The following is a 13,977-nucleotide window of genomic DNA, read 5'->3' as shown; positions in this document are numbered from 1 at the left end:
GCTATTAGCAGTTAGCCATTAGCAAAAAATGCAGCGGAGATATTAGCGGAAAGTATTTTACTCTCTCCGCTTTTATCTCCGCTGCATTTACTAACAGCAGTTAGCTATTAGCAGTTAGCCATTAGCAAAAAATGCAGCGGAGATATTAGCGGAAAGTATTTTACTCTCTTCGCTTTTATCTCCGCTGTATTTACTAACAGCAGTTAGCTATTAGCAGTTAGCCATTAGCAAAAAATGCAGCGGAGATATTAGCGGAAAGTATTTTACTCTCTTCGCTTTTATCTCCGCTGCATTTACTAACAGCAGTTAGCTATTAGCAGTTAGCCATTAGCAAAAAATGCAGCGGAGATATTAGCGGAAAGTATTTTACTCTCTCCGCTTTTATCTCCGCTGCATTTACTAAAAGCTAAAAGCTAATGGCTAAGAGCTTTCTTAATATTGGTCGTCCAGTGCGAAAATCGGTGTTCTGTTCATCCAGCGACCACGGGTGAAGTCAGGAATGAATTGTACACTGCCGCTTTCTGCTACTGATTGTTCGCTCAACGGGGTGATCGCATACCAGGTAGCCATATCATATACATCCAGCGGATACGGAGTACCGCGTTTGATACACTCCAGGAAAGAGTTGAGTACAAACCAGTCCATACCACCGTGGCCAGCGCCTGCAGCATCGGCTGCATACTTCTTCCACAGCGGGTGATCGTATTTACCGAAGTAGCTGTTGGCATCTTTAGGGTCGCCGGTTGGTTCCCATTCGTCGTATTTACTTTTCTTTTCTACGTAAACAGATTTCTGGTCGTCCATCCACAGGCCGTTGGTACCTTGAACGCGGAAGTTCAGGGAGTAAGGGCGCGGGGAGTTGGTGTCGTGCGACAGCATGATGGTTTCGCCGTTGTTGGTTCTGATCAGGGTAGACACGATATCACCCAGTTTGAACTCTACTTTCGCGTTTGGATGACTTTCGCCACCGTTGTCAACGATATATTTGTGCAGACCGCGGGCTTTAGTCGCCACTGAAGTCAATGACAGCAGGCGGTTACCGCGGTTGATATTGATCATGTTGTTGATCGGACCCAGACCATGGGAAGGGTAGAGATCAGCATTGCGGTGTACGGAGTGGTTAGTTCTCCATTTGGCTTCAGATAACGCTTTCTCGCCAAATTCTACACCACCACCATAATATTGTTTACCGTTATTGAATTTAACGCCGCGCAGATCGTGCTGGTAGCCACCCTGCAGGTGAGTCAGTTCACCGAATAAACCCTGGCGAACCATGTTCAGTACTGCCATCACATCTCTGCGGTAGCATACGTTTTCCATACCAAATACGGGAATACCTGTTTGTTCGCTGGTGTTAACCAGTTCCCAGCACTCCTGGATATCAGATGCGCCACATACTTCTACTGCCGGTGTTTTACCTGCTTTCATTGCAGCAACTGCCATGATAGTATGCCATTCCCACGGAGTAGCAATTACTACCGCGTCAATGTCATCACGTTTTAGCAGGTTACGGAAATCTTCCGGACCATTGGTATATTCAGCTACTTTTTTCTTACCACCGTATGCTTTTTCAATCATCGCCTTAGCTTTGGGAACAGTAAAAGCTGTATCCGGATCAGCGAAAGCAACTACTTCTGCGTCTTCACGGTGAAGGAAAAAGTTCAGGTGACCCAATCCACGGGCACCTACGCCGATAACACCAATTCTTACTTTAGGTTTCTTTTCGTTAGCAAATAATTTGGCAGAAGAGCCGAGCATAGAAATACCTACGCCAGCCGCTACCGTGTTTTTGAGAAAACTTCTGCGATGCAGTGGTTGTTTATTCATTGTTCAAAGTTTATTAGCGTATACATTTATACGGTAAGGAGGGACTAAATTTATAAAAATTGATTTATCAAAACCAACCTATAGTGTAATAATCTTACATTTTTGTGATAAACGGTGGAGAAATGAGGGAATTACGGTGATGAATGACGTAGAATGAGGGAGATATGAGAGAATATAGAATTAAGAATGGAGAATTTGGGATTGAATCCTTTTGATTATCTGCTATATCTTCGCTCACATCCATCATCTGTAATTTTTATTTCCGGCAATGAAAAAAAACGCGTTACTCCTCGCTGGGTTGTTAGGCTTTAATATGGCCATGGCTCAGGAGATTAAGCCTTACGGTGCTTTACCTTCCAAAGCACAGGTAGCCTGGAATGATTTGGAATATTATATGTTCATTCATTTCGGCCCCAATACCTTTACCAATAAAGAATGGGGACATGGGGACGAAGATCCGAAAGTATTTAATCCTACGCATGTAGATGCCCGCCAATGGGCACGTACCGCTAAGTTAGCAGGTATGAAAGGTATAGTACTCACCGCCAAACATCACGATGGTTTTTGTTTGTGGCCCAGTAAGTACAGCACTCACACTGTTCGTGAAAGCGCCTGGAAAGATGGTAAAGGAGATATCCTTAAAGAATTATCCGCCGCCTGTAAGGAATACGGTCTGAAGTTCGGTGTGTATCTTTCGCCCTGGGACCGCAACCATCCTGAGTATGGCACAGCCACCTATAACCAGGTATTTGCGAATACCTTGAATGAAGTATTGTCTAATTACGGACCCGTATTTGAACAATGGTTCGATGGCGCCAACGGGGGTAACGTTAAACAACCGTACAACTGGAACCTGTTTCACAACGTAGTGTATAAGAATCAACCCAACGCGGTTATCTTCAGTGACGTAGGTCCGGGATGCCGCTGGGTGGGCAACGAGAATGGTATTGCCGGTACTACCAACTGGAGTACGCTGAATGTAAAAGGATTTGCTCCGGGGGCAGATGGTCCTCCGGCTAAATCACTCAATGAAGGTAATGAGGATGGCGAACAATGGATTCCTGCGGAATGCGATGTATCTATCCGCCCGGGATGGTTCTACAGCCCTGATACAGATGATAAAGTGAAGTCTGTTTCCCATCTGCTGGATATCTATTATGGTTCAGTAGGCCGCAACGGTAACCTGATCCTGAATGTGCCGGTAGACAGAGACGGGGTAATTCATCCGAACGATTCTACCCGTTTGATGGAGCTGAGAAAAGTGCTGGACGCATCTTTCAAAGACAACCTCGCAAAGAAAGCAGTAGTAACGGCAACGAATACACGTACTGGCAATGCAGCGGTGAAAGTATCTCATCTGAATGACGGCACCAATGCCACTTACTGGGCGACTGCCGATGCCGCTACAAGTACAACGATCACACTGAGTTATAAGCAACCCATTACTTTCAACAGGGTGGTGTTGCAGGAATATATTGCCCTGGGGCAGCGTGTGCAGCATTTCTCTGTGGAAATCCTGGAAAATGGACAGATGAAGGAAATTGCGAAAGAAACCACCATTGGACACAAACGTATCCTGCGTTTACCGGATTATACCACTACCCAGGTACGTATTAATATACTGGACGCCAAAGCGGCACCAGTGATCAGTGAGGTGCAGTTGTATAAAGCGCCGGGTTTACTGGCAACGCCACAAATCATGCGTTCGAAAAACGGTCTGGTAATTATTACCTGTGCTTCGGCTGATGCGGAGATTCACTATACGCTTGACGGTACTGAGCCTACACTGAAATCGCCTGTAAAGCATGGTTTCATTCCGCCGGTGATTGCCAATGTGTCGGAAGAAGTAAAGAAAAATGTCAAAAGTGAACAAAGCATCCTGGTGGATCTGCCCCGTGGTGGCGTGGTAAAAGCCAAAGCTTTTCTGAAGGACGGCAGCAGCAGTGAAACGGCAAAGGCGTCTTTCGATGTAGCAACCACCAAATGGACTATACTTTCCGCAGATGGCGCTGCCACCGATCGCACTACCGCCAAAGCGATAGACGATCAACCTGAAACGGTATATATTACCAGTACGGAGGGAACGAAATATCCTCATGAATTGCAGATAGATCTGGGCGAGTCCCTGTCTCTCAAAGGATTTACTTATATGCCGCCTACCGGCGAAGGGACTAAAGGGGTGGTATACGGCTATGAGTTCTATACCAGCACGGATGGCAAAAACTGGGGCAGCCCGGTGGCGAAGGGACAGTTTGCCAATATTAAGAACAACCCTGTCCTGCAGTCCATCCCGTTTGGCGCGGTCAATGCCCGGTATATCCGCTTTGTGGCGGTATCGCCGGCCAGTGAGTCCGACAACCAGGCAGCAGTGGCTGAGCTGGGTGTGATCACCCGATAAGGTATTTATTTAATTGATTATAAAAAGATTAGCGGAGATAAGTGTCCATTTGACGGCCTTTTTCTCCGCTAATCTTTTTATAATCAATGTAAATAATCCTAATGTATAAACCCCGTGAGTGGGGTAGCAGGCCCGATACCGGGCAACGCAATGTCAGCCTTTGTTAAAATTGTGTCCAAGCGAAAAAAAATTCGACCATTTAAAAAGATATTGTTATAACTTTGCGGATATTCTAAACTAAAGACAATATTTATAACAATTTAACGCTGAACTGAAGTTGGAAAAAACCGCAACTCATACCAACATCTCTGCATATCATCCCGCTTTAAACAAGGGGGTATATTCTGTTGGGTTCAATGTCTTTAGATTCCTTTCCCGACGACCTAGAATTTGATAGCGCTTGTCTCTATATGACCGCTATCGCACCGTGATTCCCCAATCCTCCGGTGAGCTTTCCAGTAATGGAATTTCAAGTTAGTTTATTGATTCACGATTTCAATTTAAAAAGTTGGAAAATCAACATATCATCGTTAGGGTAGCCACTCCTGACGATATTCACTATTCAAATACCATCACCGATGAGATGGAATCGTCTGCAAAAGCAAGAGGAACAGGCATAGCCAAGCGTTCCCCTGCCTATGTAGAGCTGAAAATGCAGGAAGGTAAAGCTGTGATTGCTGTTACAGACAAAAACGAATGGGTAGGCTTCTGCTATATTGAAGCCTGGGGTCATGAGAAGTTTGTAGCCAATTCAGGGTTGATTGTAAACCCTGCTTTCAGGGGCCATGGTGTTGCTAAATCGATAAAAAAGAGAATATTTGAGCTTTCGAAAGAGAAATATCCTGAGGCAAAGATCTTCGGTTTAACCACCGGTCTGGCGGTAATGAAGATCAACTCCGAACTGGGCTATGAACCCGTTACCTATTCTGAACTCACCGACGACGAAGAATTCTGGAAAGGCTGCAGAAGCTGTGTTAACTTCGACATTCTCACTGCTAAAAACAGGAAGAACTGTTTATGCACAGCCATGTTGTACAACCCACTTGAAAAGCTGAAGGAAGCGGAAGAGAAAGCGATGGCGGAAAAAGCAGCTGCAGAAGAAAAACAACCTCAGCCACAATTGTCTGTTACCGCCAATGGCCACATGCACCACGAAAGACGCCGCCGGAGATTTAAAGGAAATATAAAGTTGTACGAGCGATGGTTGCGATTTAAAAGATTTGTTTTGCTGAAGAGCAAAAAAGAAGGTGGCGCCACCGGATCTAAAAAGAAATTTTTCCTGTTCTAACTACAGGGCATATAAATATTGTTACTGGAATTATAAAAAAAGATGTCATAATGAAAAAAGTAGTACTGGGATTTAGCGGAGGACTTGATACTTCCTATTGCGTTAAATATCTGACGATAGAAAAAGGATATGAAGTGCATTCAGTGATTGTAAACACTGGCGGTTTTTCTGAAGAAGAGCTGCAGGAAATTGAAAAGCGCGCTTACAGCCTGGGCGTTAAAAGTCATAAAACTGTTAATGCGATACGTTCTTATTATGATGGCGTTATTAAGTACCTCATCTTCGGTAATGTACTGAAAAATAATACCTACCCGCTGAGCGTGAGTGCAGAGCGTATGAGCCAGGCACTGGCCATCGCTGAATATGTGAAGGAAGTTGGCGCAGACGCAGTAGCACATGGCAGTACCGGTGCCGGTAATGACCAGGTGCGTTTTGACATGGTATTTCATATCATGATTCCTGGTGTTGAAATCATCACGCCTATACGTGATCTGAAACTGAGCCGTGAAGAAGAAATTTCGTACCTGAAATCAAAAGGTGTGGAAGTGAATTTTGAAAAAGCCATGTACTCTATCAACAAGGGCATGTGGGGAACTTCCGTTGGTGGTAAAGAAACACTGACTTCCAATGGCATGTTACCAGAAGCCGCCTGGCCTACCCAGCTGACAAAGCAGGGCGAAGAGCAGGTGAAATTAACTTTTGAAAAAGGTGAGCTGACAGGTGTGAATGACAAAAAATTCGGTCATCCTTCTGAAGCCATACAATATCTGCAAACCATCGCCGGTCCTTTTGCGATTGGTCGTGATATCCACGTAGGTGATACCATCATCGGTATTAAAGGCCGCGTGGGTTTTGAAGCAGCAGCACCCATGGTGATCATCAAAGCACACCATGCACTGGAAAAGCACGTATTAACAAAATGGCAGCTGAGCTGGAAGGATCAACTGGCACAGTTCTACGGCAACTATATGCACGAAGGTCAGATCATGGACCCGGTAATGCGCGATATCGAAGCCTTCCTGCAGAACACCCAGGAAAATGTTTCCGGTGAAGTATTTGTAACACTGATGCCTTACCGTTTCCAGGTAACCGGTATCAGTTCTCCTTATGATCTGATGAGCAGCAAATTTGGCAAGTACGGTGAAATGAACACCGGCTGGAGTGGAGATGATGTAAGAGGATTCAGCAAAATTTTTGGTAACCAGACAATGATCTGGCATCAGGTTAAAAATTCTATCTAAATCAGCAAGGCAATGGCAAATGATAAAAAGATAAGAGCAGGGATCGTAGGCGGGGCTGGTTATACAGGCGGTGAAATGATCCGGCTTTTGTTGAATCACCCGGATGTTACTATTTCGTTTGTACATAGCCGTAGTAATGCGGGCAATCCATTATATGCGGTACACGCAGATCTGCTGGGTGAAACAGAACAACTGTTTACCGGTGAGCTGAGCAACGATATTGATGTGATGTTTCTTTGCCTGGGGCATGGAGAATCTAAAAAATTCCTGGAAGCAACAGATGTAGCCGCACATGTGAAAGTGATTGACCTGAGCCAGGATTTTCGTTTAGGCGAAACCGTTAAAGACCGCACTTTTGTATACGGCTTACCGGAAATGCAGCGCGACCTGATCAAGACGGCACAGAACATTGCCAATCCAGGCTGTTTTGCTACGGGCATTCAATTAGGCCTGTTGCCACTTGCAAAAGCAGGTTTGCTGAAAGAAGTACATACTACCGGTATCACTGGTTCTACCGGTGCGGGACAAAGCCTTCAGTCTACTTCCCACTTTACCTGGAGAGCAAATAATATTTCAACTTATAAAGTGCTGAATCATCAGCATCTGAAAGAAATACGACGAAGCCTGCAGCTGTTGCAGCCAGGCTTCAATGGTGAGGTAAACTTTGTGCCGGTGCGCGGTGACTACCCGAGAGGAATATGGGTAACGTCCTACCTGCAAACTGACTTATCACTGGAAGAGGCTGTGAAGCTGTATAAAGACTTTTACGCCGGTCATCCGTTTACGCATGTAAGCGACAAACAGATTGATCTGAAGCAGGTAGTCAACACCAACAAGTGTCTCATTCAACTGGAAAAAACCGGTGATAAACTGGTGATCCATTCTATTGAAGACAATCTGCTGAAAGGCGCTTCTGGTCAGGCTGTACAGAACATGAACCTGATGTGCGGACTGGATGAAACGGCAGGGCTGAAATTAAAGTCCATCGTGTTCTAAGTGTTTTTATCATTTTCAATTTATTTGCCGACATGAAATTATTCGACGTATATCCCGTTAACGATATCATTATAGAAAAAGCCCTGGGCTCCCATGTATGGGACGACAAAGGTACACAATACCTGGACCTCTACGGTGGACATGCCGTGATCTCTATTGGTCATACGCATCCACATTATGTAAAGCGTCTGACAGATCAGTTGCATAAAGTAGGTTTTTACTCCAACTCTGTAAAGATGCCTTTACAGGAAGAGCTGGCCGCTTTGCTGGGCAAGGTTTCCGGTAAAGAAGACTATCAGCTGTTTTTATGTAACTCAGGTGCAGAAGCAAATGAAAATGCCCTGAAGCTGGCTTCTTTTTACAATGGTAAAAAGAAAGTAATCGCTTTCAGAAAAGCATTCCATGGCAGAACATCACTGGCGGTAGCGGTGACTGACAATCCTAAAATTGTAGCACCGGTAAATGAAACAGACAACGTGGTATTTTTACCATGGGAAGATGAAGCTGCACTGGAGCAGGCTTTCCTGCAGCATGAAGTATCCTCTGTGATCATTGAAGGTATACAAGGTGTTGGTGGTATCAATGTAGCCAGTGAATCTTTCCTGCGTAAGATCAGGACGTTGTGTGATGCACATAATGCCGTATTTATTGCAGACTCCGTACAGTGTGGTTATGGCAGAAGCGGTAAATTCTACTCCCATGATTTTGCTGGTGTAAATGCAGATATCTACAGCATGGCAAAAGGTATGGGTAATGGTTTCCCTATAGGCGCTATTATTATTGCGCCTAAATTCCATGCCGTATATGGTATGCTTGGTACTACGTTTGGTGGTAATCACCTGGCCTGCGCAGCCGCACTGGCAGTGTTGGAAACTATCCAGGCAGAAAACCTGATCACCAACGCAGCTACCATAGGTAACTATCTCATGGAACAACTGCGGACCTTTGACAGAGTAATAGAAGTAAGAGGCCGTGGTTTAATGATAGGCATTGAACTGCCTGCGGAACTGGGACATGTGAGAAAAGAACTGTTGCATACGCACAGGATCTTTACCGGTGAAGCGAAACCAAATGTAATCAGGTTGCTGCCATCACTGGCATTAACTCAGGAGCATGCGGATCAGTTCCTCGAAGCTTTTGGAAAAGAATTAAGTAAATAAAAAATCAACAACCATGAATGGCAGATAGTGTGCCTTTATATCTTTCCACTATCTGTTTAAAGCCTATAAGCGAAATGAAACAATTTATTTCTACAGCAGATGTTCCCAGTGTCCCGCGGTTAGTGGACATTGCGTTGAACTACAAGAAAGATCCTTTCAGGGACCAGGAATTAGGGAAGAACAAAACAGTGGGAATGATATTCCTGAACCCCAGTTTGCGAACACGGTTAAGTACACAGGTGGCTGCTAAGAACCTGGGTATGGAACCTATCGTATTTAACATTGATAAGGAAGGATGGGCGCTGGAAATGAATGATGGCGTTGTCATGAATGGTAACACTACTGAACACGTAAAAGAAGCGGCCGGAGTAATGGGACAGTATTTCGATATACTTGCTATCCGTACTTTTCCGGGTTTGAAAAATAAAGAAGAAGATTATACAGAGAAGTACATCAACCAGTTCATTAAATATGCCGGTGTGCCGGTAGTTAGCCTGGAAAGTGCTACGTTGCATCCTCTGCAGAGTTTAACAGATGTGATCACCATTAAGGAAAACTGGAATCAACCCCGTAAACCTAAAGTGGTAATGACCTGGGCACCTCACGTGAAAGYACTGCCACAGGCTGTTCCTAACTCTTTTGCACAGTGGATGAATGCCTGGGGTGAAGCTGATTTTGTGATCACTCATCCGGAAGGGTATGAACTGGATGAGAAATTCTCTGGTAATGCACGTATTGAATACGATCAGGATAAAGCTTTGCAGGATGCAGATTTTGTGTATGTAAAGAACTGGTCCTCCTACAAGGATTACGGTAAAGTTACCTGTACAGATTCCAGTTGGATGTTCACCAATGAAAAACTCAAACTCACCAATTCCGCTAAAGTAATGCACTGCCTGCCTGTAAGAAGGAATGTAGTCATTGCGGATGAAGTACTGGATGGACCGCAATCTATCGTAATACAAGAAGCTGGTAACCGGGTATGGGCTGCCCAGGCGGTTTTGAGTGAAATACTGAAAGGATAATTATGATCGATTTATTTATCATTAAAGTAGGCGGAAACGTAATAGATAACCCGGTATTGCTGCAAACCTTTCTCGAAAAGTTTGCATCCGTACCTGGCAAAAAAATCCTGATACATGGTGGTGGTAAAATTGCTACCCGTATCGGTGATAAGCTGGGTATAGAGTCAAAGTATGTGGATGGCAGACGGATTACGGATGCTGAAACTATTGACCTAGTAACGATGGTATATGGTGGTTTGGTTAACAAACAGCTGGTAGCAAAACTGCAGGCGAATGACTGTAATGCCATGGGTTTAACAGGCGCTGACGGTAATATTATTCCAGCGATAAAGAGGCCAGTGAAAGACATCGACTACGGTTTTGTGGGAGATGTCAGGACGGAGATATTGCATACTGCTCCGCTGAAGGCCCTGCTGGAAGCCGGTATCACGCCGGTGTTTGCACCGCTCACACATGATGGTAAAGGACAGATACTGAATACCAATGCGGATACCATCGCCTCATCTCTTGCCATTGCATTGTCTTCATTTTACAGTGTACGACTTATTTATTGCTTTGAGAAGAAAGGGGTATTACGTGATCCGGCAGATGATGACGCCGTGATTAATTTAATCAACAAAGACATTTACCAGCAGTTGCTGGCAGAAAAAATATTGACAGACGGCATATTGCCTAAACTGCAAAACGCTTTCGGTGCAATTGAAAATGGTGTAAAAGAAGTGCTGATAGGACATGCAGACGATGTTCTGAGTAATACAACAGCAAAAGTGGCAGGCACCCTAATATGCTAACCTATGTGGAACGAAAAACTATATGATGTGGCCGTGGCGCTGTTAAAGCAGATGATTGCTACCCCATCGTTAAGCCGCGAAGAAGACGGCACCGCGCAACTGATCAGTGATTTCCTGACGGCCATGGATATTCCGCATGAGCGGCATCTCAATAATATCTGGGCACGCAATAAACATTACGATCCCTCCAAACGTAATATTCTCCTGAACTCCCATCATGATACGGTAAAACCAAATCCGCAATATACCCGCGACCCTTTCAGTCCGGATGTGGAAGACGGTAAGCTGTACGGGCTTGGAAGTAATGATGCCGGAGGTTGCCTGGTAAGCCTGATCGCTACGTTCCTGCATTTTTATCACCAGCGTGATCTTACCTATAACATCATACTCACAGCTACTGCAGAAGAAGAGATCAGCGGTATCAATGGTATAGAAAGTATCTTATCCCAGCTGCCCCCTATTGAATTTGCGATTGTAGGGGAGCCCACTTTAACACAACTGGCCATTGCTGAAAAAGGCTTAATGGTGCTGGATTGCAACAGCGTGGGTAAAGCGGGGCATGCGGCGAGAGAAGAAGGCGAAAATGCCTTGTATAAAGCATTGCCGGATCTGAACTGGTTTAAGGACTATCGTTTCCCGAAAGTATCTGAAACACTGGGACCCGTGAAAATGAGCGTTACCGTGATCAATACTTCCAATAAAGCGCATAACGTAGTACCGGCAGACTGCTCCTTTGTAGTAGATGTACGGGCTACGGATCAATATACGTTGGAAGAGTTGCTGGAGATCATCCGCGCCAATGTATCCTGTGAAGTGAAGCCAAGGTCTATGCGAATGCGGCCTTCGTTCATTCCGATGGATCATCCGTTTGTACTGGCTGGTATAAGTGTAGGTAAAACCTGCTACGGATCGCCTACTACCTCAGATCAGGCGCTGATTCCTGCCACTTCTGTGAAAATGGGTCCCGGCGACTCAGCCCGCTCACATAGTGCAGATGAATATATTCACCTGCATGAAATTAAAGACGGGATAAACAGTTACATTCAGTTACTTGAAATGATACAGTGATATGGATTTTCAACCTGTTTTAGAGAATAGGCGTGTTTTGCTGCAACCTTTACAGGCAGTACATCTGGAGGACCTGTGGTCAATTGCGGCGGATGCTTCTCTGTGGACAGTACAGTTAAATAAAGTAGAAAGTAAAGAAGACCTGGAGAAATATATTCAGAAAGCATTAAAAGAAAGAGCGGCAGAAGAAGCAGTCCCATTTGTGATCATCGATAAAAAGGAAAACCGTATTGTGGGTTCTACCCGTTATATGGGTTTATCCCTGTTGCATAAACGTACGGAAATCGGGTCTACCTGGATCAGCCCTTCCCTGCATGGTTCGGGGTTGAATAAAGCCATGAAGTATGCTATGCTGCAACATGCATTTGAAGTGATGGAGCTGAACCGTGTGGAGTTTAAAACAGATGAACTGAATACGCAGTCGCGCAATGCTATTCTGAGCCTGGGTTGTACGCAGGAAGGTATTTTTCGGCGTCATATGATCACCAGTGCCGGGAGAGTGCGCAACACCGTTTATTTCAGCATGCTTAAAGAAGAGTGGCCGGAGATAAAGCAGCGTGTTTTTGGTAAATATGATTTTTAATTTCAGGCTGTCATACAGCATGGAAAAACTATATTATTATGAAATTGTGGCAAAAAGATAAAGCTTCCTTAGCGGCGGTAGAACAGTTTACCGTTGGGAAAGACCGTGAAATGGATGCCTTCCTGGCACCGTTTGACGTGCTGGGTTCTATGGCGCACATCACCATGCTGCAAAGTATTGGATTGCTGGAAGCGGCCGAACTGACCGTATTAAAGCAGGAGCTGAAAAACATCTACCAGGAAATACAGGCAGGTGATTTTAAGCTGGAAGAGGGGGTAGAAGATATTCACTCACAGGTAGAATTATTGCTGACCCGCCGTTTGGGTGAAGTAGGCAAGAAGATCCACAGTGGCCGTTCCCGGAACGACCAGGTTTTAGTAGACCTGAAACTGTACCTGCGCCATGAGCTGCAAACCATGGTAGAAGAAGTGCTGGCACTGTTTCATCTGTTACAGCAACAAAGTGAAAAGTATAAGGCACACCTGATCCCAGGTTATACCCACCTGCAGATAGCGATGCCATCATCTTTCGGATTATGGTTTGGTGCCTATGCAGAAAGCCTGGTAGACGATCTCACCATGTTACAGGGTGCTTACAAAGTGGTGAATAAAAATCCGCTCGGCTCTGCTGCAGGTTACGGTTCTTCGTTCCCCCTTGACCGTGAGTTGACCACTGCTTTACTGGGTTTTGATACACTCAACTACAACGTGGTATATGCGCAAATGGGCCGTGGTAAAACGGAAAAAATAGTATCCTTTGCGTTGGCAGGTATTGCCTCCACCATCGCTAAAATGGCCATGGATGCCTGCTTATTTATGAACCAGAATTTTGGTTTCATCAGCTTCCCTGATGAACTCACTACCGGTTCCAGCATCATGCCACATAAAAAGAACCCGGACGTATGGGAGCTGATCCGCTCACATGGTAATAAATTGCAGGCATTGCCCAACGAAATTGCTATGATGATCACCAACCTGCCTTCCGGCTATCACCGCGATCTGCAGCTGTTGAAAGAAAACTTATTTCCTGCTTTTCAAACACTGAAAGACTGTATCCGTATGAGTCGCCTGATGCTGGAGAATATCCGTATCAAGGAAAATATACTGGATGACAACAAGTATCAATACCTCTTCAGTGTGGAAGTAGTGAATAACCTGGTATTGCAGGGTACACCTTTCCGTGAAGCTTATAAAAAGGTGGGAATGGATATAGAGAACGGTACTTTCTCGCCAGAGAAGGCAGTAGCGCATACACATGCGGGTAGCATCGGTAATTTATGTACAGAACAAATTGCCGCGCAGATGGATGCGGTGATAAAGGGTTTTCCTTTTGAATCAGTGGATAAAGCATTGGAGCAATTGCTGAATAGCTGATGTGATAAATAGCAGCCTAATATAATTTTAGATGATAGAAACGAAGGAGCCGCTTGAATTTATCAAGCGGCTCCTTCGTTTCTATTTCCTGCCATGCGCTATTGGTATTATCTTCCCGCTTACTGAATTAATATTGACAAATTCCCCGATGCAGCCACTGCAAAGCTTTGTGCTTTGAAATATTTTTTATCTTATAGGACCAAAGATCGTATACAGCCTGCCACTTT

11 protein-coding genes are annotated in these 13,977 nt (G+C 44.8%); 10 read left to right on the top strand and 1 reads right to left on the bottom strand.

The window, feature by feature from the left end:
• Positions 1–432: 432 nt before the first annotated feature.
• Positions 433–1,827: a Gfo/Idh/MocA family protein gene (locus AC1DP6_RS34430; RefSeq protein ID WP_477058937.1), complete on the bottom strand. Its 1,395-nt coding sequence runs from the start codon at positions 1,825–1,827 to the stop codon at positions 433–435.
• A gap of 268 nt (positions 1,828–2,095) precedes the next feature.
• Between AC1DP6_RS34430 and AC1DP6_RS34425 the strand changes: the two genes are divergently transcribed.
• From AC1DP6_RS34425 to argH, 10 genes are all read left to right on the top strand, one after another.
• Positions 2,096–4,225 (top strand): alpha-L-fucosidase, encoded by a 2,130-nt coding sequence (locus tag AC1DP6_RS34425; protein ID WP_477058936.1) that lies wholly within the window; start codon positions 2,096–2,098, stop codon positions 4,223–4,225.
• Between the two features lie 508 nt (positions 4,226–4,733).
• The gene (locus tag AC1DP6_RS34420; RefSeq protein ID WP_441577372.1) at positions 4,734–5,513 is read left to right on the top strand and encodes a GNAT family N-acetyltransferase; all 780 of its coding nucleotides are present in this window, start codon (positions 4,734–4,736) and stop codon (positions 5,511–5,513) included.
• Positions 5,514–5,563: 50 nt separating this feature from the next.
• Entirely contained in the window at positions 5,564–6,754 is a 1,191-nt protein-coding gene (locus tag AC1DP6_RS34415; RefSeq protein WP_477026542.1) for an argininosuccinate synthase, read from the top strand.
• A 12-nt stretch (positions 6,755–6,766) separates the two neighbouring features.
• Positions 6,767–7,750, top strand: a complete 984-nt coding sequence (argC, locus tag AC1DP6_RS34410; protein ID WP_477058935.1) for an N-acetyl-gamma-glutamyl-phosphate reductase — start codon at positions 6,767–6,769, stop codon at positions 7,748–7,750.
• A 32-nt stretch (positions 7,751–7,782) separates the two neighbouring features.
• The gene (locus tag AC1DP6_RS34405; RefSeq protein ID WP_477058934.1) at positions 7,783–8,910 is read left to right on the top strand and encodes an aspartate aminotransferase family protein; all 1,128 of its coding nucleotides are present in this window, start codon (positions 7,783–7,785) and stop codon (positions 8,908–8,910) included.
• 74 nt (positions 8,911–8,984) lie between these two features.
• Positions 8,985–9,935, top strand: a complete 951-nt coding sequence (locus AC1DP6_RS34400) for an N-acetylornithine carbamoyltransferase (RefSeq protein WP_477058933.1) — start codon at positions 8,985–8,987, stop codon at positions 9,933–9,935.
• Between the two features lie 2 nt (positions 9,936–9,937).
• Positions 9,938–10,726, top strand: a complete 789-nt coding sequence (gene argB, locus AC1DP6_RS34395) for an acetylglutamate kinase (RefSeq protein WP_477058932.1) — start codon at positions 9,938–9,940, stop codon at positions 10,724–10,726.
• Positions 10,727–10,729: 3 nt separating this feature from the next.
• Complete coding sequence (locus AC1DP6_RS34390) at positions 10,730–11,794, top strand: M20 family metallo-hydrolase (RefSeq protein WP_477058931.1); 1,065 nt, start codon at positions 10,730–10,732, stop codon at positions 11,792–11,794.
• 1 nt (position 11,795) lies between these two features.
• Complete coding sequence (locus AC1DP6_RS34385) at positions 11,796–12,377, top strand: GNAT family N-acetyltransferase (protein ID WP_477058930.1); 582 nt, start codon at positions 11,796–11,798, stop codon at positions 12,375–12,377.
• A gap of 38 nt (positions 12,378–12,415) precedes the next feature.
• The gene (gene argH / locus AC1DP6_RS34380; protein WP_477058929.1) at positions 12,416–13,750 is read left to right on the top strand and encodes an argininosuccinate lyase; all 1,335 of its coding nucleotides are present in this window, start codon (positions 12,416–12,418) and stop codon (positions 13,748–13,750) included.
• The last annotated feature ends 227 nt before the right edge of the window (positions 13,751–13,977 follow it).

Source organism: Chitinophaga sp. 01L420, assembly GCF_056399985.1.
The sequence above is the reverse complement of the archived record's forward strand: the minus strand, read 5'-3'. Positions and strand labels throughout refer to the sequence as shown.